This is a genomic window from Neorhizobium sp. CSC1952, assembly GCF_030378245.1.
GTDB classification, from domain to species: Bacteria; Pseudomonadota; Alphaproteobacteria; order Rhizobiales; family Rhizobiaceae; genus Neorhizobium; species Neorhizobium oryzae_A.
The window spans coordinates 530,591-550,284 of the sequence record NZ_CP128416.1; the positions used below are offsets into that span (position 1 = coordinate 530,591).

Annotated in this window: 26 protein-coding genes; 15 read left to right on the forward strand and 11 right to left on the reverse strand. The window is 64.1% G+C overall.

The window, feature by feature from the left end:
• Window positions 1–119: 119 nt before the first annotated feature.
• From QTA58_RS02830 to QTA58_RS02845, 4 genes are all read right to left on the reverse strand, one after another.
• Window positions 120–1,034 (reverse strand): cytochrome c, encoded by a 915-nt coding sequence (locus tag QTA58_RS02830; RefSeq protein ID WP_289671644.1) that lies wholly within the window; start codon window positions 1,032–1,034, stop codon window positions 120–122.
• Between the two features lie 68 nt (window positions 1,035–1,102).
• Window positions 1,103–1,546, reverse strand: coding sequence for a cytochrome c (locus QTA58_RS02835; RefSeq protein WP_085422695.1), 444 nt, complete (start codon window positions 1,544–1,546; stop codon window positions 1,103–1,105).
• 171 nt (window positions 1,547–1,717) lie between these two features.
• The gene (locus QTA58_RS02840) at window positions 1,718–2,161 is read right to left on the reverse strand and encodes a cytochrome c (RefSeq protein WP_289671645.1); all 444 of its coding nucleotides are present in this window, start codon (window positions 2,159–2,161) and stop codon (window positions 1,718–1,720) included.
• A 168-nt stretch (window positions 2,162–2,329) separates the two neighbouring features.
• Complete coding sequence (locus QTA58_RS02845; RefSeq protein ID WP_289671646.1) at window positions 2,330–2,962, reverse strand: LysE family translocator; 633 nt, start codon at window positions 2,960–2,962, stop codon at window positions 2,330–2,332.
• A 136-nt stretch (window positions 2,963–3,098) separates the two neighbouring features.
• Here QTA58_RS02845 and QTA58_RS02850 point away from each other — a divergent pair, with 136 nt between their 5' ends.
• Window positions 3,099–3,800: a YafY family protein gene (locus tag QTA58_RS02850; protein ID WP_289671647.1), complete on the forward strand. Its 702-nt coding sequence runs from the start codon at window positions 3,099–3,101 to the stop codon at window positions 3,798–3,800.
• Window positions 3,801–3,828: 28 nt separating this feature from the next.
• Here QTA58_RS02850 and QTA58_RS02855 read toward each other — a convergent pair whose 3' ends face one another.
• Together QTA58_RS02855 and QTA58_RS02860 are read right to left on the reverse strand one after the other, a co-directional pair.
• Window positions 3,829–4,671, reverse strand: coding sequence for a metallophosphoesterase (locus QTA58_RS02855; protein ID WP_289671648.1), 843 nt, complete (start codon window positions 4,669–4,671; stop codon window positions 3,829–3,831).
• Window positions 4,672–4,781: 110 nt separating this feature from the next.
• On the reverse strand, window positions 4,782–5,384 hold the full coding sequence (locus tag QTA58_RS02860) for a superoxide dismutase (RefSeq protein WP_085422689.1): 603 nt from the start codon (window positions 5,382–5,384) through the stop codon (window positions 4,782–4,784).
• A 171-nt stretch (window positions 5,385–5,555) separates the two neighbouring features.
• Here QTA58_RS02860 and QTA58_RS02865 point away from each other — a divergent pair, with 171 nt between their 5' ends.
• From QTA58_RS02865 to QTA58_RS02890, 6 genes are all read left to right on the forward strand, one after another.
• The gene (locus QTA58_RS02865) at window positions 5,556–5,879 is read left to right on the forward strand and encodes a hypothetical protein (protein ID WP_289671649.1); all 324 of its coding nucleotides are present in this window, start codon (window positions 5,556–5,558) and stop codon (window positions 5,877–5,879) included.
• Between the two features lie 90 nt (window positions 5,880–5,969).
• Window positions 5,970–6,713 (forward strand): sulfite exporter TauE/SafE family protein, encoded by a 744-nt coding sequence (locus tag QTA58_RS02870; RefSeq protein WP_143531619.1) that lies wholly within the window; start codon window positions 5,970–5,972, stop codon window positions 6,711–6,713.
• A 12-nt stretch (window positions 6,714–6,725) separates the two neighbouring features.
• On the forward strand, window positions 6,726–6,989 hold the full coding sequence (locus QTA58_RS02875; protein ID WP_289671650.1) for a YdeI/OmpD-associated family protein: 264 nt from the start codon (window positions 6,726–6,728) through the stop codon (window positions 6,987–6,989).
• Window positions 6,990–7,031: 42 nt separating this feature from the next.
• The gene (locus QTA58_RS02880; RefSeq protein WP_289671651.1) at window positions 7,032–7,268 is read left to right on the forward strand and encodes a ribbon-helix-helix protein, CopG family; all 237 of its coding nucleotides are present in this window, start codon (window positions 7,032–7,034) and stop codon (window positions 7,266–7,268) included.
• Between the two features lie 112 nt (window positions 7,269–7,380).
• On the forward strand, window positions 7,381–7,665 hold the full coding sequence (locus QTA58_RS02885; RefSeq protein WP_289671652.1) for a type II toxin-antitoxin system ParD family antitoxin: 285 nt from the start codon (window positions 7,381–7,383) through the stop codon (window positions 7,663–7,665).
• Window positions 7,662–7,973, forward strand: coding sequence for a type II toxin-antitoxin system RelE/ParE family toxin (locus QTA58_RS02890; RefSeq protein ID WP_289671653.1), 312 nt, complete (start codon window positions 7,662–7,664; stop codon window positions 7,971–7,973). The genes QTA58_RS02885 and QTA58_RS02890 overlap by 4 nt, the downstream gene beginning before the upstream one ends.
• Window positions 7,974–7,997: 24 nt before the next feature.
• On the opposite strand, the gene QTA58_RS02895 is transcribed toward QTA58_RS02890, so the two are convergent.
• Window positions 7,998–8,885 carry a branched-chain amino acid aminotransferase gene (locus QTA58_RS02895; protein WP_289671654.1) on the reverse strand — a complete coding sequence of 296 codons (888 nt, stop codon included), beginning with the start codon at window positions 8,883–8,885 and terminating at the stop codon, window positions 7,998–8,000.
• A 183-nt stretch (window positions 8,886–9,068) separates the two neighbouring features.
• Here QTA58_RS02895 and tam point away from each other — a divergent pair, with 183 nt between their 5' ends.
• Window positions 9,069–9,839, forward strand: a complete 771-nt coding sequence (gene tam, locus QTA58_RS02900; RefSeq protein WP_289671655.1) for a trans-aconitate 2-methyltransferase — start codon at window positions 9,069–9,071, stop codon at window positions 9,837–9,839.
• Here tam and QTA58_RS02905 read toward each other — a convergent pair whose 3' ends face one another.
• Together QTA58_RS02905 and QTA58_RS02910 are read right to left on the reverse strand one after the other, a co-directional pair.
• Window positions 9,840–10,001 (reverse strand): hypothetical protein, encoded by a 162-nt coding sequence (locus QTA58_RS02905; protein ID WP_159457647.1) that lies wholly within the window; start codon window positions 9,999–10,001, stop codon window positions 9,840–9,842.
• A 26-nt stretch (window positions 10,002–10,027) separates the two neighbouring features.
• Complete coding sequence (locus QTA58_RS02910) at window positions 10,028–10,912, reverse strand: alpha/beta hydrolase (RefSeq protein ID WP_289673348.1); 885 nt, start codon at window positions 10,910–10,912, stop codon at window positions 10,028–10,030.
• A 195-nt stretch (window positions 10,913–11,107) separates the two neighbouring features.
• Here QTA58_RS02910 and QTA58_RS02915 point away from each other — a divergent pair, with 195 nt between their 5' ends.
• Window positions 11,108–11,830 (forward strand): gamma-glutamylcyclotransferase, encoded by a 723-nt coding sequence (locus QTA58_RS02915; RefSeq protein WP_289671656.1) that lies wholly within the window; start codon window positions 11,108–11,110, stop codon window positions 11,828–11,830.
• A gap of 302 nt (window positions 11,831–12,132) precedes the next feature.
• A complete protein-coding gene (locus QTA58_RS02920) occupies window positions 12,133–12,792 on the forward strand; it encodes a glutathione S-transferase family protein (RefSeq protein ID WP_289671657.1) in 660 nt (219 codons plus the stop codon).
• Window positions 12,793–12,808: 16 nt separating this feature from the next.
• Here QTA58_RS02920 and QTA58_RS02925 read toward each other — a convergent pair whose 3' ends face one another.
• Complete coding sequence (locus tag QTA58_RS02925) at window positions 12,809–13,144, reverse strand: hypothetical protein (protein ID WP_289671658.1); 336 nt, start codon at window positions 13,142–13,144, stop codon at window positions 12,809–12,811.
• Window positions 13,145–13,230: 86 nt separating this feature from the next.
• A complete protein-coding gene (locus QTA58_RS02930) occupies window positions 13,231–14,124 on the reverse strand; it encodes a LysR family transcriptional regulator (protein WP_085422681.1) in 894 nt (297 codons plus the stop codon).
• Window positions 14,125–14,415: 291 nt separating this feature from the next.
• On the opposite strand from QTA58_RS02930, the gene QTA58_RS02935 reads away from it, so the two are divergent.
• The 5 genes from QTA58_RS02935 (at window position 14,416) to QTA58_RS02955 (ending at window position 19,676) form a co-directional block, all read left to right on the forward strand.
• The gene (locus QTA58_RS02935) at window positions 14,416–15,606 is read left to right on the forward strand and encodes an MFS transporter (protein ID WP_289671659.1); all 1,191 of its coding nucleotides are present in this window, start codon (window positions 14,416–14,418) and stop codon (window positions 15,604–15,606) included.
• Window positions 15,607–15,631: 25 nt separating this feature from the next.
• Entirely contained in the window at window positions 15,632–16,669 is a 1,038-nt protein-coding gene (locus QTA58_RS02940) for an aldo/keto reductase (RefSeq protein WP_289671660.1), read from the forward strand.
• A 108-nt stretch (window positions 16,670–16,777) separates the two neighbouring features.
• Window positions 16,778–17,605 carry an aldo/keto reductase gene (locus QTA58_RS02945; protein ID WP_289671661.1) on the forward strand — a complete coding sequence of 276 codons (828 nt, stop codon included), beginning with the start codon at window positions 16,778–16,780 and terminating at the stop codon, window positions 17,603–17,605.
• Between the two features lie 340 nt (window positions 17,606–17,945).
• Window positions 17,946–18,200 carry a BrnA antitoxin family protein gene (locus tag QTA58_RS02950; RefSeq protein ID WP_341850277.1) on the forward strand — a complete coding sequence of 85 codons (255 nt, stop codon included), beginning with the start codon at window positions 17,946–17,948 and terminating at the stop codon, window positions 18,198–18,200.
• A gap of 171 nt (window positions 18,201–18,371) precedes the next feature.
• Entirely contained in the window at window positions 18,372–19,676 is a 1,305-nt protein-coding gene (locus QTA58_RS02955; protein ID WP_289671663.1) for a hypothetical protein, read from the forward strand.
• Window positions 19,677–19,694: the final 18 nt, after the last annotated feature.

Sequence of the window (19,694 nt, forward strand, 5' to 3'; positions counted from 1 at the left end):
ACAAGGGGAGAGATAAAGACCGCGCCGCTGAGAATCTACCTCTCCCTTGGTGGGAGAGGTTACAAAATCACGATCTTAGCTTTAGCTAAGTCGTAGATTTTGTTGGTGAGGGACGTAAGTTACCGAGCAGGCACGGCCTTCAGATAGGCGGCGATCGCTTCGAGGTCGCTCTTCGGCAGATGCGCCACGTTCTGCTGCACCTCGACCATGGAGCCGCCGACGCTGTCGAAGTCCGGCGTGAAGCCCGTTTCGAGATAGCTCACGATATCGCCCTCGCTCCAGGAACCCATGTCCTCAGAGCCCGGTGTGATGTTCGGAATGCTGCCCCGGCCTTCCGGGTTCGGACCGCCCGCAAGCCAGCGGTCCGGCTGGAAGCCGCCGAGCGCGTCGCGCGGCGTGTGGCATTCGCCGCAATGGCCCGGCCCTTCGACCAGGAACTGGCCGCGCCTGACCTTCTCGTCGGCGGAGGCGAGCTGAACCCGCGGCCGGTCGTTGAAATAGAGGTATTTCCAGCCGCCCACCGCCAGCCGGATACTGTAGGGAAACTGCAATTCGTGCGGCGGCGCGACGTTGCTGCTCGCCGGCAGCGTCTTCAGGTAGCCAAAGAGATCGTTGATATCCCCGGCCGACAGCCGGGCATAGGAGCCGTAGGGAAAGGACGGATAAAGATGCTCGCCATCCGGCCCGACGCCGCGGGTCATGGCATTGCCGAATTCCGCCAGCGTCCAGTTGCCGATGCCGGCCTGCGCGTCGGGCGAGATGTTGGGAATGTGGAAAGTGCCGAAGGCGGTCGGCAGCGCGCGGCCGCCGGAAAGCACCTTCAGCGCATCGCCCTGCGCCCCCGCCGCGGCATGACAGCTCGCGCAGCCGCCGGCCCAGAAGAGCTGCTCGCCGCTCGCGAGGTCCGGCTCGCCGAGACCGGCCCAATAGCTTTCCGGGTGCGGATCGGGCTTCGTCAGCGCCCAGGCTATCCCGGCGCCGATTGCGACGATGACCGCGCCGGCACCCAAGACTTTCGCCCATCGAGACGCCATGCTCTTCTCCCTCAAAGGTGTTCATGAAAAGCCGGCGGCGGGCTGGCCGCCGGCTTCCGGTCCGCCGGTCAGTTGGCGGGAGCCCGGTAGGTCTTGTGACATTCGGAACAGATCGGTCCCAGCCGTCCCAGCGCAGCCCCGACACCGGCCCTGTCCGCGGGCAGCGTCGCGACCAGAGCTTCGGCCTCCGAGGCCAGCTTGGCCGACAAGGCGCGGAATCCATCCGGGTTTTGCCAGATCGCCGGAAGGGCCTTGGTTTTCCCCGTGTCCGAACCCGCCGGGAATTGATCCGGAAAGGCTTTCATATCGGTGCTGATCGTCGTCAGCGCCGATCTTACCGTCGCCGCGTCGTAGGGTTTTTCGCCCTTGGCGATTGCGCCCAGCGCGCCGGCCGCCTGCCCGTTCGCCTTCATCAAGGCCTGGCGGGCTGCGATCGGCCCCTCCTGCGCGAATGCCGCGGACAGACAGAGACAGGCGGCGCCAGCCGCGATGACGTATGACCTCAACCGCATGTGCACGTTCCTCCCATGGAGCCCGGTACGGCCGGGCTGTTGACGACAGTTCACGATGCGATGTGTGCACGGCCGGAGGAAGTAACAAGGCGGTGATAATATTGAAGGTTCTAATGCCGAGGATCAGCCAGGGCGCGGGAGCGGCATTGCTCGCCGCTCCCGCGCGACGGGTCATTTCTTCATGCGGTAGGTCTGGTGACAGTCGCTGCAGGTCCCGCCAAGCGCCCTCATCGCCGCACCGACGCCTGCCGCATCGACAGGGACGGCAGCAAGCAGGCTATCCGCTTCGGCGGCCAGCTTTTGCGCCTTGGCTTCGAAATCCGTCTTGTTCTGCCAGATGGCCGGAGCGGCTTCCGATTCCGAACCGGTCTGCGAACCTTCCGGGAACTGGTTCGGGAAGGCCTTCATCGTCGTGCTGATCGTGGTCAGCGCGGCAGTCACCGCCGCCGCCTCGTAAGGCTTCTGGCCCTTCGCGATGCCGCCGAGCGCACCAATCGCGCCGCCGACGGCCTTCATCTGGCTTTGGCGAAGCGCCTGGGGCTCTTCCTGAGCGACGGCGACAGACAAACCAAGACAGCCGGCGGCGACTGCGAAAACCAGGGATTTCAGACGCATGCAGACATTCTCCTCTTCGACATCGAATCCGGGCGCGATAATGCGCCGCACAATGGCTTCCGGACCGATGACAATGAAGTAACAAAAAGGTGAGAACGTCAGGCGAATCAAATCTCTAGCAGAACCTCGGCCGGGTGCGCCCGACAAGCTCCGCGACGGCGCCGCGGCTCACGCCCTGATCCCTTCCCAGAGCGTCAGCACGGAAACGGCAAGCAGGAGCAGGCCGGCGATGCGCCCGACCCAGATGGTCGCGGTGCCGTTGCCGACCAGCAGGTTTCGCGCCCGTCCGGCGGCAACCGCCAATCCGCCGTAGATCGCGAACTGCGTTCCCGCCGTCATCGCCGCCATGACGGCCGCCTGGGGGCCAAGCGGCCCGAAATCCGGCCGGAGGAACTGCGGATAGACGGCGAGCATGAAGAGATAGGCTTTCGGATTGATGAGGCAGGTGACCGCGCCGCGCCGGAACGCCTCCCAGTTGGACCGCGTATCGGCCGGGCCGACGTGGTCGACGGTGATCGAGCTTTTCATCAGGCTCACGCCGATCCAGGCCATGTAGAGCGCGCCGACGATCAGCAGAGGCTTGAAGAGCACCGGCATGAGGGTGGCGAGCAGGCCCACGCCGAGGGCGCCATAGATCGAATGCACCAGGCCGCCCAGCATGATGCCGGCCGTGGCGGCGAGCCCGGCGGTACGGCCGCGTGTCAGCGCATTCGCCAGCACGAAGATCATGTCCATGCCCGGCACGACGATGATGCCGAAGAGCAGCGTGAAATAGAGCCAGAGGCTTTCCGTGTATGTCATGTCAGTTTATCGGCTTTACAAGAACAGGCTCCGATGAGGGGAGCCATGGTTTTTCAATCGGATATCCGGCGCTATACAGGAGCCCAACTGACAGCGTATTGTCAGGAGCGGTTGTCCGGCGGTGAAGGAAAACGGCATGCGCAAGGCCTCGCGCCTCTTCGAGATCATCCAGATCCTGCGGCTTTCCAAGAAGCCGGTGACGGCGGCCGCGATCGCCGCGCAGCTTGAAGTGACGGTGCGATCCATCTACCGGGACATCGCGGCGCTGCAGGCCATGCGCGTGCCGATCGAGGGCGGGCGCGGCATCGGCTATATCCTGCGCCCCGGCTTCACGCTGCCACCGCTGATGCTGTCGATCGAGGAGACGGAGGCGATCGTGCTGGCGCTGGCGCTTCTCGAACGCACCGGCGACATGGAGCTCAAGCAGGCCGCAAAACAGGTGAACCGCAAGATCGCCGCCGTCGTGCCGCCGCCGCTTGCCGGCATCTTCTCCGCCAACGCGCTGCATGCCTGGGGAACGGCGGCGCCGGTGCCGGAGGCGGTCGATCTCGCCATGCTGCGCCGGGCGATCCGCGACGAGCGGAAGCTGGCGCTCGACTATCGCGACGAACATGGGCGCGCCACGGAGCGGACGATCCGGCCGATCGCGCTCATCTACTATTCGCAGACGGCCAATATCGTCGCCTGGTGCGAGCTTCGCCATGCAATCCGCAATTTCCGCACCGACCGGGTGGAGCATTGCGAACCGGTCGACGACTTCTTCCGCGGCGAAGGGGAAAGTTTGCGCCGGCTCTGGGTCGAGGGCTGGACGGCGAATGCGATCGAAATGCCCCGTTGAAGAGAGGAGCTGCGATTTCGCATCGACCTCAAAGAGGAAGCACGCGGCTTTCCTCGCGGCCATAGCCGGTGATCTCGATTCGGCCGGCGAAGATCGCGACGACGGCGAAGGCGTTTTCCGTCTCCGTATCGACCATGCCCTTGAAATTCACGTACCAGGTCTTGCCCGTGCGGCCGAGATTGCCGGCATGGTTGTGGCCGTTCAGATAGGCGACGACGTTGCCCGACCGGGCGAAGAGATCGGTCAGGCGCTCATGGCCCCAGAGATTGTGTTCGTTTTCCGGATGGAGCGGGTAGTGCCCCATGACGACCGCCTTCTCGCCCGCCGCGCGAGCGCGTTCCAGCGTGGCTTCGAGCCAGGCGAACTGCCCGTCGCCGATGCCGCCGTTCCATTCTCGCGCGTTCACGGCGTTTTCCGCCTTCAGCGCCCGCAGGCGCTCCTTCGCGAGCGCATGGCGCGGATCGCCCTTGGGAGAGGAGAACAGGCTGATCTCGTTGCCGTCGATCACCACGAAACGGAAGCCGCCGCGGGAAAAATCGTGCCAGGCGGCCGGCATGCCGAGCCGCGCATGCACCTTGGAAAGCCGCTCCTGCGCCAGCAGGAAATCGTGGTTGCCGGGCAGCAGGAAGCTTTCGTGGCGCAGGTCCCCGTAGACCGAGAGAACCGCGTCGTAATTCTCCCAGCCGCGATCGACGAGATCGCCGAGCGTCACGACGAAGGACAAGTCTTCGCCGTTGAAGACGCCGACCGCCTCCCTCAGCTTCGCGAGGCTGTTTTCGAAATAGCGGTTCATCGCCACATTCGGCGGCAGGTCGGCATATTGCGGATCGGCAATCACGCCGAAGCGGAGAAGCGGCTTTTCGTGAGACATGGGAGGCAAGTATTTTGCGCTTGTGACAGGCGTGTGACGGGATAGCCCACACAAAAACACCCGGCGCCTTGCGACGCCGAGTGTTTTAAAGAATCAGCGATGACCGCGGATTACTTGGTCGCGGCTTCGTAGCGCTCGAGGACGTAGTCCCAGTTGATCAGGCTGTCGACGAAGGCTTCGAGGTATTTCGGGCGGGCGTTGCGGTAGTCGATGTAATAGGAGTGTTCCCACACATCGACGCCGAGGATCGGCTCCGCGCCGTGGACCAGCGGGTTTTCGCCGTTCGGGGTCTTGGAGATGACGAGCTTGCCGTCCTTGACGGAAACCCAGGCCCAGCCTGAACCGAACTGCGTCGTGCCGGCGGCGATGAAATCCGCCTTGAACTTGTCGTAGCCGCCGAGATCGGAGGCGATCGCGGATTCGAGCTTGCCCGGCAGCTTGGTGCCGCCGCCGCCCTTCTTCATCCACTTCCAGAAATGGATGTGGTTGTAGTGCTGGGCTGCGTTGTTGAAGAGGGTCTGGTGGGTGCCGAAGGACTTCTTGACGACTTCCTCCACCGACAGGTCGCCGAGGCCGGCTTCGGCGGCGAGCTTGTTGCCCGTGTCGACATAAGCCTTGTGGTGCTTGTCGTGGTGGAATTCCAGCGTTTCCTTCGACATGTACGGCGAAAGCGCTTCGTAATCGTAGGGGAGTTCGGGAAGTTCGAAGGCCATTGTCTTACTCCTTTTCGGCAAACACCTTGAAACAAGCGTCGTGCGGGAACATAGGAGCGGAGCGGCCAAGTGGCAACGGTGATCTTGCCAAAAATCAGGCCGGAGAGGTCAAGACGTTCCGGAATTTTGCGTCTACAAGAAACGTGTCAGATCACCGCCCGGAGCCCCCGCATGAAGACCCTGTCCCTCCTCGCCGCCGCCCTCGTTTCGGCCAGCGCCGCCACCGCCCATGCCGCGTCCGACGACGCATGGGCGGAATTCCGCGAGGAGGTCGGCAAAGCCTGCGTTGCGGCGGCGGACGGCCTCCTCGAAAACGGCAAGGCGCTCGTCGATCCGTTCGGCAGCGAGAACTACGGGCTTGCCGTCGTCTCCGGCAAGGCGGTCGGCGCGGATGCCACGATCAGCGCCATCTGCGTCTTCGACAAGAAGGCCAAGACCGCCGAGATCGGCGGAGAGATTTCGGGCGACGAACTGATGGTGAAGACGGGAGAATGAATCCCGCTCCGGCGCGACGCCGGCATTTCGCCGGAACCTTTTGAAGGGCAAGGGATTTCCCGGGCTGGGATCAAACAGCCCGAGGAGCCGATGTTCGATTTCCTGACGCCCGACTTCCTGATCTTCGTTCTCATCGGTTTCCTCGCCCAGATCATCGACGGCGCGCTCGGCATGGCCTTCGGGGTGCTGACGACCACCAGCCTGCTGGCGATCGGCATCGCACCGTCCACGGCAAGCGCGATGACGCATGTCACCGAATGCTTCACCACGGCGGCTTCCGGGCTCTCGCATATCTATCACCGCAACGTGGACTGGCGGCTGGTGCTGCGGCTTGCGCCGGCCGGCATGCTCGGCGGAGCGATCGGCGCCTACGTGCTCTCCAATATCGACGGCGAGGCGATCGCGCCCTTCGTCTCGGTCTATCTGATCGCCGTCGGCATCTTCATCCTCTACAAGGCCTTCCGGCCGAAATTTCCGCGCGACGTGCATGACTGGATCGTACCCTATATCGGCGGCGCGGGCGGGCTGCTGGACGCCATGGGCGGCGGCGGCTGGGGGCCGATCGTGACCAGCAGCCTGCTCGGCCGTGGCCACGACCCCAAGAAGGTGATCGGCTCCACCAACCTCACCGAATTCGCCGTCACCACGACGATCTCGGCAACCTTCATCCTGGCGCTCGGCTGGTCGGAACTTGCCCCCGCGCTGGGTTTGATCCTCGGCGGCATACTGGCCGCGCCGCTCGGCGCCGTCATCGTCAGGAAACTGCCCGTCAAGCCCTTGATGATCGCCGTCTCGATGATCATCATCGGCACCGCCGCGGTGCGGTTCGTCTGAGGGGGGCGGAGGATGGCGACATTTCCCGGCACGGAAAACCTGAAGCGCGAACTCCAGCCCATGCCGCAGGACATAGCGGAACGGCTGAAGCGGGAGGGCGTCGAGAAAGCCTATGCAGCGCGGCCGGCCTACCAGCGCAACGACTATCTCGGCTGGATCGCGCGGGCCAAGCAGACGGACACCCGCGAAAGACGCATCCGCCAGATGCTCGACGAGCTCAGGGCCGGCAATGCCTATATGCGCATGAGATATACCGGGCCGACGGGGCGGGAGTGAGGCGGGCTGGCTACAGACCGCAGGATATGGCAGACTGGCGTCATGAAGAACAACGCCGAAATCTCCGAGGATCTCAGCCGCCGCATCGACCAGCTCGCGGCGCGCTCCAGGCTGACGCGAGGGCAGATCATCGAAGATGCCTTGGCGCATGGCCGCTCGCTGGCTTGGCAGGAGAAATGGATTGCCGGCGTCGAAACCGGTCTTGCCGAGGCGGAAAAGGGTGATTTCGCGACGGAAGAGGAAATCGCCGCCATATTGAACAAATACGGGCCGGTTTGAACCTCGCGTGCGGATCGTTTTCACCGGTCGCTACCTGAGGGAACTTGCAGGCATCGGCGACTATTCGGATCAGCCCGTCTACGTGCTACAATCGACAGATAAGGAGCCAAGCATGCGCGCGAACCGATCCATCACCGTCTCGCTGCCGGAAGACATGGCCGAACTCGTCGAGAAGAAGATCGCGTCCGGCGAATTCGCGGACGAAAGCGAAGTCGTCGCCGAGGGCCTGCGATATCTCGCGGACCACGATGCCGAAATCGAGCAATGGCTGCGAAACGAGGTCGTGCCGACGCTGAGAGCCTATGACCCTTCGAAGGCCCTTCCCATCGAGGAAGTCCGGCGGCGCATCGAGGCCCATATGGACGCGCGCGATCGAGAAAATCGTTTCCCTGAATGAGGTACACGGTCGTATTTGATCCGGCCGCAGACTTGGATCTCGCCGAACTCTACGACTATCTTGCGCCGAGAGCGGGCCGCTCCGTTGCACGGCGTTACATCGGCCAGCTTGTCGACTATTGTACCGCTTTCGAGACCTTTCCCGCGCGCGGCACCAGACATGACGATATCGGCGCCGGCATTCGAATCGTCGGCTTCAAGCGCAAGGCGAGCATTGTCTTTCGGATCGACGACGACCTTGTCGTCATCATGCGCATCCTGCATCGTGGCAAGAGCCTTGGTCATGAAGACGAAGACGACCTCGCTTAGAAACGCCGCCGTCCGTTCAATTCCTCACGCGTCGTCGCCGGTCTTGGAGCGGGCCCAGTCCATGTAGACGTCCAGCGCCTTGCGGGCGACGGGGCCTTCCTGCAGCTGGCGGTCCTCGAAACGGTTGATCGGCACGATCTTCGAATAGTTGCCGGAGGTGAAGATCTCGTCGGCATCCATGAAATCCTCGACCGTCAGCGTCGTCTCGCGCACGTCGAAGCCGGCCTGGCGCAAAAGGCCGATGACCCGAGAACGCGTGATGCCGGCAAGGAAGGTGCCGTTGGCGATCGGCGTCATCACCACGCCGTCCTTGACCATGAAAATGTTCGAGGAAGCGGTTTCGGCGACATTGCCGTTCATGTCGCGGGCGAGCGCATTGTCGAAGCCGCGACCCCGGGCTTCCAGGATCATGCGGCCGCTGTTCGGATAGAGGCTGCCGGTCTTGGCGCCGGTCATTGCAACTTCCGGGTTGGGGCGGCGGTAGGGCGATACCGTGAGAGAGGTGGCTTTCGCGGTTGCCATCGGCGCTTCGAACATGCAGAGCGCGAAGCGGGTCGAATCCGGGTCGGCGGCAACGACGCTGAACGGCATGCCGTGCTCGGCCCAGTACATGGGCTTGATGTAGATCGCCGTCTTGCCGTCGAACTTCTTCACGCCCTCCCAGGCGAGCGCCTCGATCTCGTCTGCCTTCATCACCGGCGTCATGCCCATGTTCTTCGCCGAGCGGTTGACGCGCTGGCAATGCAGGTCGAGGTCGGGCGCGATGCCGTCGAACCAGCGGGCCCCGTCGAACACCGTCGAGCCGAGCCACATGGCATGCGAGGTCGGACCGACAAGCTTCGGATTTCCCTCCAGCCATTCGCCGTCCACGAAAGTCCAGGTGGCGGTGCGGGCGGCGGTGTTCACGGGCATGTCGGTCTCCTTCGGCATTCCAGGGCGGGTCTCAGATTGCGCGGGTGAGTGAAGGCCCGCCTGCCTTCCAAGGTCAAGCGATAATATGAAATGAGTCATCACAAAAATTGATATTTTTTGTCATGGAGACACCTTCAGAGAGGTGTCATTTTGCTCCAGCAGAACCGATGGGAGTCTCCGCAAATGGCATGGTCGGCAGAGCAATATGTGAAGTTCGAGGACGAGCGGACCCGGCCGGCCCGCGATCTCATCGCGCAGGTGCCGCTCGGCTCGGCGGCCAGGGCCTACGACCTCGGCTGCGGGCCGGGCAATTCCACCGAACTGCTGGCCGAGCGCTTCGGCGCCGGGAGCGTCACCGGCCTCGACAGCGACGACAACATGCTCGCCGCAGCCCGCAAGCGCCTGCCCGGCACGGAATTCCTCAAGGCCGATCTCAACGCCTGGGTGCCGGAAGAACCGGCCGACCTGCTCTATGCCAATGCCGTCTTCCAGTGGGTACCGGACCACATATCCGTGCTCGCCCGGCTGATGGACCACCTGAAACCCGGCGGCGTGCTGGCGGTGCAGATGCCGGACAATCTGACCGAACCAAGCCACACGCTGATGGAGGAGACGGGCGCAGCCGGCCCCTGGGCCGCCGCCTTCGCGGGAGGAAAGGTGCGACGGACTCCCCTTCCCCCGCCTGCCGCCTATTTCGACGCACTGATGCCGAAGGTGGCACGCGTCGACGTCTGGCATACGGTCTATTACCACCCGCTCGCGAATGCTTCGGCGATCGTCGAATGGGTGCGCGGGACGGGCCTCCGGCCCTATCTCGACGCCGCTGGCCCTGCCCATGCGGAAGCCTTCACCGCGGACTACACGGCCCGCATCGCGAAGGCCTATCCGCCCATGGCCGACGGACGGGTGCTCCTGCGCTTTCCGCGCTTCTTCCTCGTCGCCGTGAAAGCCTGATCAGGGATTGCCCGGCGGCGGCGAAAGCGGGTTCTGAGGCTGGGACTGCGGGCCTTCCATGCGGCTGTCGCCATGTGGCCATTGACCGTCGTCATTCATCCAGATGATGCTCAGGACACAGCCAACCAGGATCGCCAGTACCGCAACAAAAAGCCAACGCATCAGTCCAGGAACTCCTTTTCTCAACCTCACGCCGCATGGACCCGCCCGAGGAAGCCGCGGATCAGCGGTGCGACCTCGTGCAGGCTGGTTTCCAGCAGCCAATGGCCGCCGTCGAAGAGATGCAGTTCCGCCTTCGGCAGGTCGCGCAGGAAGGCGCGGGCGGACTCTTCCGGCATGTAGCCGTCCTGCGGACCCCAGACGATCAGGGCCGGCGGCTGATGATCCCGCAGATATTGCTGGTAGCGCGGGAACCACCCGACGTTTTCGCGAAGGCCCGCGATGACGTCTACGGCGATCCCGCGGCGCCGGTCATCCATCAGCGACCAGTGCAGCTTCCAGAGGTCGGGCGAAATGCGTTCGGCGAGCTCCGGGCGGACCTCGTTGAGGAATTCCTCCCTGAAGCCCTCCTCGCTCACCGCATCGGCGATCTTGCGGCGCCCCTCCTCGGTGGGGTTGCGCCAATATTCCTGCAGTCCCGCATATTTCGGGCCGAGCACGTCCTCGTAGATATCGCCGTTCTGGATGATCAGCGCGGCGATCTTTTCCGGCCGCCTGATCGCCAGGCGAAGGCCGATCTGGGAGCCGAAATCGTGCAGGTAGATGGCGAACCGGCCGAGGCCGAGCTTTTCCGCAAAGTCACCCAGGAAACCGGCGAAACCGTCGAAGTCGTAGCGGAAATCGTCGGGCGTGTCGGTGTAGCCGCAGCCCGGAAAATCCGGCGCTAGGAGATGCCAGCGGTCGGCGAGCAGCGGCATCAGCTCGCGGAATTCATAAGAAGAGCAAGGGTAGCCGTGCGGCAGGAGCAGGACAGGCGCGCCCCGTCTTCCCGCTTCGCGATAAAAGACCCTCATGCCGTCGAGCTCAAGCCATTTGTGCCTGACCCGTCCGGGGTCCCGGCGGGCATCGGTCATCGTATCCATGATCCTCTCTCCGTCAGACGGTCCCCTCAAAACGTCTTTCAGCCTGAGATATTCCGTGACCATTTTATGGCAGAGGGGATCATTCGTTCGGTGAGGCAGGGCAGCAAAACGGGTTGACTTGGGGGTAATCCGCCTGCACGTTTCGGCTTATCGTTTCGCCGCCTGCCCGAAAATCGCTCAGAAATCATGCCGAAATCGCTTGTCATGTCGCTCACGCAGGAGCTGGTCGATCTCTGCTTCCGCGAAGAGGCCGATCCCGGTCCGCCGCCCTCCTGGGTCCCGCTCGGCGACGAGGATTATGCGGAGCTTGCCGAGCGGCTGACGCAGGAGCTCGGCGACACGCCCTTGTGGATCTTCGCCTACGGATCGCTGATCTGGAGGCCGGGTTTCGATTCGATCGCCTGCCAGCGCGCTACCCTGCACGGCTGGCACCGGTCCTTCTCCCTGAAGATCGAGCGCGGCCGCGGCACGCCGGACCAGCCCGGGCTGATGATGATGCTGTCGCGCGGCGGGCGCTGCGACGGCGTGATCTACCGGGTGGCCGACGAGGAAAAGCGCGTGCAGATGGAAAAGGCGCTGCGCCGCGAGGTCGGCAATCGCGACGCCCTCGCCTCGATGCGCTGGATGCCGGTCAGGACGCAGAGCGGCGAAACGGTTCGCGCGCTGATCTTTTGGGCCGGCGGAACCAGCCAGAGGATCATCCGCCCGCTGCTGCCGCTCGACGAGGTGGCGCCCGTGCTGGCGCGCGCCTGCGGCCATCGCGGCTCCTGTGCGGAATATCTCTACAATACCGTGGTGCATCTGGCGGAATTCGGCATCCGCGACCGCAATCTCTGGCGGCTGCAGGAGATGGTGGCGCGGGAGATCCGGGCGATCCATGCGCGTGAGGCGGTCGCTGTCGAGGCGTGAAGCCGGGGCGTAAAGTCGGGGGCGACGTGCCCGGCATGCCCCCCTCTGGCCTGCCGGCCATCTCCCCCACAGGTGGGGAGATCGCAAGTCGCGCGACTTTCCCGCCGCATCAACGTCGTGCCGTGCAGATACATTTCTTGCCGGAGGAAACCGGCGTGCCCAGCCAATCTCCCCACCTGTGGGGGAGATGGCCGGCAGGCCAGAGGGGGGCTTCCGGGGCACTCAGGAAACCGGTTGCAAACCCAGAGCGGTTGAATTATCCATATACCAGTTTCATTTTGCAATCGGTTTGGGAGGCCGTCATGCGTCCGATTCTCTATTCGCATCCGTTTTCGTCCTATTGCCAGAAGGTGCTGACCGCCCTTTACGAGAACGGCACCGCCTTCGAGACCCGCATGCTGGGGCCGGAGGATCCTGCGGCCTATGAGGAACTCTGCGCGCTCTGGCCGGTGAAGCGCTTTCCGATGCTGATGGACGGACAGAAGCCGGTCTTCGAGGCGACGATCATCATTGAATATCTGCAGGTCCATTATCCCGGCCCCGCGAGGCTGATCCCCGAGGATGCGGACCGGGCGATCGAGGTCCGGATGCTCGACCGGTTCTTCGACAACTACATTTCCACTCCGCAGCAGAAGATCGTCTTCAACGCCATCCGGCCGGAGGACAAGCGCGACGCCTACGGCGTTCAGGAAGCGCGAACCATGCTGGACGCCGCCTATGGCTGGCTCGACCGGCATATGGAAACCCGCGAATGGGCTGCCGGCGGCGAATTCAGCCTCGCCGACTGCGCGGCGGCGCCGGCGCTCTTCTATGCCGACTGGACGCACCGGATCGGCGACCGGTTCGCGAATGTAAGGACCTATCGGGAGCGGCTGCTTGCCCGCCCCTCCTTCGCGCGCGCCGTCGACGAAGCGCGGCCCTACCGGCCGCTCTTTCCGCTCGGTGCGCCGGACCGGGACTAACCGGGACTGGCCGGGATCAGAAGCTGCTGTCGGTCACGACGACATGACCATGCATGGCCGCCCAGATCCGCCACACTTCGCGGCGCAGCACCGCGCTCGGACGCACGCCGCCGCTGCCGTAGTTCTTGTATTTGTCCCGGTAGGCTTCGATGAAGACGGTGACCGCCTCCATGACATCCGCATGCTGATCGACCCTGCGGCGCAGTTCCTCCCTCTCCGAATGGAGGATTTCAATGCTCTGGATCAGCAGCCGGAGATCTTCCATCGGCACACTGAGATGCGGGCGCTCCGCCTGTTCGGCGCTCACTTCGGCCCGGATGCGGGCCAGGACTTCGTGGAGTTCGTGGGACATGGGACAGATTCTCCTGAGCCATGGGGATTCCTGGAGAAAATCGGCCAAACGATGGCATGAATGCGGCCTTTATGACACATTTGTGATCACAGCCGCGCCGCAAGGAAATCGATATAGGTACGAATACGCACGGCAAGGTGCTCGTGGCCGGCATAGACGGCGTGGATGACCTCTATGTCCTCCGGGTTGAAATCCTCCAGGACCGGCACGAGGCGGCCCGCCTCTATGTCGGGCTCCACATGGAAACGGCCGACCCGGCCGATGCCGAGCCCCGCAAGACAGAACTGCCGGATGATGGAGCCGTTGCTCGCCTTGAGGCTGCCCGAGACGGGAAGGAGAAGACGCCGGCCCGTTTGCGGATCACGAAAAGGCCAGCCTTCCACCGATCTGCGGAAATTGAAGTTGATGCAATTGTGACGGGCGAGATCGTCCGGCGTGCTCGGCGTGCCGTGACGGTCAAGATATTCGGGCGACGCCATGACCACCTGCCGGCTTTCGCCGAGCTTTCTCGCCATCAGCGACGAATCGCGCAGCGGCCCGTGCCGGATGGCGATGTCCACCCGCTCGCGGATCAGGTCGACGACGTCGTCGGTGAGGGTGATGTCGAGCTGGACATCGGGAAAGAGCCGCTGGAACTCGGCGGTCAGCGGCAGGATGTAGCGTTCGCCGAAGCCGACCGAGGCGTTGACGACAAGCGGCCCGCGCGGCAGCATCCGTCCTCCCCCCGAAACGACCTCTTCCGTATCGGCGATCTCGGCCAGGATACGCTGGGCGCGGGCAAGATAGGTCTCGCCCTCCGGCGTCAGCTGCAGAAGACGCGTGGAGCGGACGACGAGACGCGTGCCGAGCCGGTTTTCCAGCCGGGTGACGAGCTTGCTCACCGCCGAGGGCGAAAGCTTCAGCTTGCGGCCGGCGGCCGAGAAGCTCTTGAGCTCGGCGGCAAGCACGAAGACCTCCATTTCGCCGGCGCGGTTGTCCATGGGTGGTTCTCCTAGGCTTTTAGTGACCGTCGCAGCCCCCTCATCCGCCTGCCGGCACCTTCTCCCCGCCGGGGAGAAGGGATTGCCGCGCCGTCTCTATCCCCTCCTCTCCCCTGGGGGAGAGGGTGGCCGAGCGCAGCGGAGGCCGGGTGAGGGGGCGGCTCGGCACAACGCACTTTAATCTGTGAAACAATTTCACAAATGATTATCCACCTCCACCGCTACACAGGCAAGTCCCCCGGAACGATATTGCGGCGCATCAATTCCTCTCCCAGGACAAGGACTACCCTCATGCCACTTGCTCTCTATGCCCTGACGGCCGGGGCCTTCGGGATCGGCGTCACGGAATTCGTCATCATGGGCCTGCTCATCGACGTCAGCGCCGATCTCGGCGTGTCGATTTCGGCGGCCGGGCTGCTCATTTCCGGTTATGCGCTCGGCGTCGTGATCGGCGCGCCGCTGCTCGGCGCGATCGCCGGCAGATGGTCGAAGAAGACGCTGCTCATGAGCCTGATGGTGGTCTTCACCATCGGCAATCTCGCCTGCGCGCTCGCGCCCGACTACTGGACGCTGATGGCGGCCCGCGTGCTCACCGCCTTCGCGCATGCCTCCTTCTTCGGCGTCGGCTCCGTCGTCGCCACCAGCCTCGTCGCACCCAACAAGAAGGCTTCGGCGATCGCCATCATGTTCACCGGCCTGACGGTCGCCAACATCCTCGGCGTGCCCTTCGGCACCTGGCTCGGCCAGGCCTATGGATGGCGCTCGACCTTCTTCGCCGTGACCGCCATCGGTGTCGTGGCACTTGCCGTGATCGCCGCCCTCGTCCCGAAGGACAAGGCAGGCGACGACCGGCAGGAGGAAGGCTCGCAGGGCGTGCTGGCCGTGCTCGGCCGCCGCGCCGTGATCCTCGGCCTGCTGACCACCGTGCTTTCCTGGGTCGGCGTCTTCGCGGGCTTCACCTATATCGCGCCGATCCTGACCGAGATCACCGGCTTTTCGGAAGCCGCCGTCTCGCCGATCCTGCTCGTCTTCGGCGGCGGGCTCGTCGTCGGCAACCTTCTCGGCGGCTGGCTGGCCGACCGGCGTCTGGTGCCGACCGTCGTCGCCAGCCTCGTGGCGCTCTCCGTCGTGCTTCTCGCCATGACCGCCGCGATCCACCAGCCGGTCCTCGCCGTGATCGCCATCGGCCTCTTCGGCGCCGCCGCCTTCGCGACCGTCTCGCCCTTGCAGATGTGGGTGCTGCAGAAGGCCGAAGGCGCCGGCCAGGGCCTGGCCTCGTCCTTCAACATCGCAGCCTTCAATCTCGGCAATGCGATCGGCGCCTGGCTCGGCGGCATCGTCATCGACCACGGTCCCGGCCTCGGCTCGGTCACGCTGGTCGCCGGCCTGGTGCCGATCGCTGCCCTTGCCGTCGCGCTCTTCGCGATCCGGCTCGACAAGCGCAGCGCGGAAACCGCCGCCCTCGCCTGCCCGGCCGAATGAACCTCCGGACCCAAGGAGAAAGATCATGGAATACCGCAATCTCGGCGCATCCGGCCTCAGGGTCCCGGTGCTCAGCTTCGGAGCCGGCACGTTCGGGGGCTCCGGTCCGCTCTTCAGCCATTGGGGCACGACCGATGTCGAGGAAGCCCGCCGCCTCGTCGACATCTGCCTCGAAGCCGGCGTCAACCTGTTCGACACGGCCGACGTCTATTCCAACGGCGCTTCGGAAGACGTGCTGGGCGAAGCGATCAAAGGCCGGCGCGATGCCGTCCTGATCTCCACCAAGGCCAGCCTGCCGACGGGCGACGGGGCGAACGACCGGGGCTCTTCCCGCTCGCGGCTGATCCGCTCGGTGGAGGCGGCGCTGAAGCGGCTCGGTACCGACCACATCGATATCTTCCAGCTGCACGCCTTCGACGCCTCGACGCCCGTCGAGGAAGTGGTCTCGACGCTCGACCGGCTCGTTCAGGACGGCAAGCTGCGCTATGTCGGCGTCTCGAACTTCTCCGGCTGGCAGGTCATGAAATCGCTCGCCGCGGCCGACAGGCACGGCTGGACGCGCTATGTCGCCCACCAGGTCTATTATTCGCTGGTCGGCCGCGACTACGAATGGGACCTTATGCCGTTGGGCCAGGACCAAGGCCTCGGCGCGCTGGTCTGGAGCCCGCTCGGCTGGGGGCGCCTGACCGGCAAGATCAGCCGCGGCAAGCCGCTGCCGGCCGGCAGCCGCCTGCATGAAACGGCGGATTTCGGCCCGCCGGTGGAAGACGAACTGCTTTTCCGGGTGGTCGACGCCCTGGAGGAGGTCGCGGCGGAGACTGCGAAGACCGTGCCGCAGGTGGCGATCAACTGGCTCGTCAGCCGTCCGACCGTCTCCTCCGTCATCATCGGCGCCCGCAACGAGGAACAGCTTCGCCAGAACCTCGGCGCCGTCGGCTGGTCGCTGACGAAGGAGCAGATCGAAAAACTCGATCGGGCCAGCGCCGTGACCGCGCCCTATCCGCATTTCCCCTACCGGCGGCAGGAGGGTTTTGCGCGTCTCAACCCGCCTATCGCCGGGTGACCCGCACCTCGAAAGACGGAGGTTGATCCGTCACAGAATCGGTCCATGTAGTATGGGCCTATCCTTCCCGCCCGGCTGCGTGCCGGGCCTCCCACAGGAGTTCCATCGATGTTCACCGTCAGCGCCAACGGCGCCAATATTCCCGCCCTCGGTTTCGGCACCTTCCGCATGCCCGATGCAGACGTGGCCCGCGTGCTGCCCGAAGCCCTGAAACTCGGCTTCCGGCATGTCGACACCGCGCAGATCTACGGAAACGAAGCTTCCGTCGGCGAAGCGATCGCCAATTCCGGCATTCCGCGCGCCGATATCTTCCTCACCACCAAGGTCTGGGTGGACAAGGTCGGCCACGGCGCCTTCATCGCCTCGGTCGACGAGAGCCTGAAGAAACTCAAGACGGATTACGTCGACCTGCTGCTGCTCCACTGGCCGCAGAGCGAGATGCCGCTTGCCGACCGTATCGGCGCGCTCAACGAGCTCAGACAGGCCGGCAAGGTGAAGAATATCGGCGTCTCCAACTTCTCGACCGCGCTGATGGCGGAAGCCGTCAAGCTTTCCGATGCGCCGATCGCCACCAACCAGGTGGAATACCATCCCTATCTCGACCAGACCAAGGTCCTGACGGAAGCCCGCAAGCACGGCATGTCGGTGACCGCCTATTACCTGATGGCCGACGGCAAGGTGCCGAACGATCCGCTCCTGAAGGAGATCGGCGCCAAGCACGGCAAGACGGCGGCGCAGGTGACGCTGCGCTGGGCGATCCAGCAGAAGGACGTCATCGCGCTTTCCAAGACCGCGACCGTCTCCCGCCTGCCCGAGAATTTCGACGTCTTCGATTTCGCGCTGTCGCTCGAAGAGATGGAAGCGATACACGGCCTCGCGAAGCCGAACGGCCGCATCGTCAGCCCGGCGCATCTGGCGCCGGAATGGGACAGCTAAACGTTGCAAAACGACATGAAATGCGCTGGATTGCTCCGGCGCATTTTTTTGTGAATGCCCTCTTCGCGCACAATACTGGAAAATCCATATTTTCTGTAGTAACGATAAATGGCGATCCTATTCGATCCGGTGAAGCGGCTTCTGACCCTCGAGCAGCGAGGCCTGGATTTTTCCGATGCGGGTAAGGTATTCGATGGCCCGCACCTGACGATCGAAGACGATCGGATCGATTAGGTAGAAACGCGCTATTTCACCGTGGGCTTCCTAAATGAACGGCTGGTCGTTCTGGTCTGGACGCACCGGTGAGACGATCAGCGCATCATCAGCATGAGGAAGGCCAATGACCGGGAACAGAAAGCCTATGGCCCCAGACTGGCCCACCATTGATGACGACGCCCCCGACCTGACGGAAAGCCCCTGGGTGGAGAAGCTTGCGGAGGCACCCGTTCAACGGGGGCGGCCAAAAAGCGATCGCACCAAGGTTTCCACGACGATCCGACTGGATGCGGATGTCCTGGAGCGCTTTCGAGCGGATGGGCCCGGCTGGCAGTCCCGCATCAACGACGCATTACGGGACTGGCTGGCGAAAAGGTAATACCCGCCGCCGATGGGTGGTTTCCCACCCACCGATCGCGCCCGTTGGGCAGAATGCGGAACATTCGCAGGTGCGGAATCGCATCCGGTGCGCAATCCGGCCCCTCGCCCCGGTTGCCTCCCGCAAACACACCGGAATAGCCTCCTCATGGTGGAGAAGGAGGAGTTTTCCATGAAGCATCTATTGGCCTCGGTGGCTTTCGCCGCCGTCATGTCCCTGCCTGCGGCATTGCCGGCCCTTGGGCAGGAGAAGAAGGATTGCCCGGAAACGCTTCCGGAAGGGACCGAGTGCTTTGCGGGCGCCGATCAGAACGGCGCCTTCTACTGGATCGCCAAGCCCCGAAACTGGAACGGCATTCTCGTCGTGCACTCGCACGGCGGACCACGCACCGCAAAACCCGAACCAGACGATCCCGTCGAGGATCTCGAACGGTTCGCCGTGACCGTCGAGGAAGGCTATGCCTGGGCCGGTTCCAATTATCGCCGGGAGGGTTACGGCGTGCGAATGGCGGCGGAAGATACGGAAAATGTCCGCCAGATCGCCGAAAAGCTGCTCGGCGAACCAAAGCTGACCCTGCTGCACGGCCAATCCTGGGGCGCCAATGTCGCCGCCAAGGCCGCCGAACTCTATGCGCTCGATGCGGACGGCAAAAGGAATTACGACGGCGTGGTGCTGACGAGCGGCGTGCTCGGCGGCGGCACCGGCTCCTATGGCTTCCGCGCCGACCTTCGCGCCGTCTACCAGTATTACTGCAAGAACCATCCGCGGCCGAAGGAGGCGCAATATCCCGTATGGCAGGGCTTGCCGAAGGGCGAGAAGATGTCGCGCGCAGAGCTTGAAAAGCGTATCGACGAATGCACCGGCGTTTCCCTCGACAAGGACAAACGCTCGCCGGAACAGGCGAAAAACCTCGCCAATATCCTCGCCGTCACCAAGGTGCCGGAGGGCAGCCTCGTAGGGCATCTCGCCTGGGCCACCAATCTCTTCCAGGACATCGTGTGGCGGCGGCTGGACGGCAAGAATCCGTTCGACAATTCGAAGACCGTCTATTCCGGCTCGGATGACGATGCGGCCCTCAACGAGGGCGTGGAGCGGTTCAGCGCCGATGCGGAAGCCCGGCGGCTGCTCGCCTATGACGCGGACCTGACGGGCGCGATCGTCGCCCCCACGATTTCCATGCATGCCAGGAACGATCCGACCGCGTTCGTGGAATTGGAAGCCCAATACCGCGAGACGGTGGCGAAAGCCGGCAATGCCGATCTGCTGGTCCAGACCTTCACCGACGAGAACCAGCACAGCAAGCTCTCAACGCCGCAATATGCAGCGGTCTTCGCCGCCATGGTGGACTGGATCGACAAGGGCGAAAAACCAAGCCCCGCATCGATCGCCAAGGCGTGCCAGGCCGCGAGCGCCCGTTACGACAACGAGCCTTGCCGCTTCATCATGGACTACGAGCCGCAGGCGGCGGGGCAGTAGGAGGTGGCCGGCCTCGGG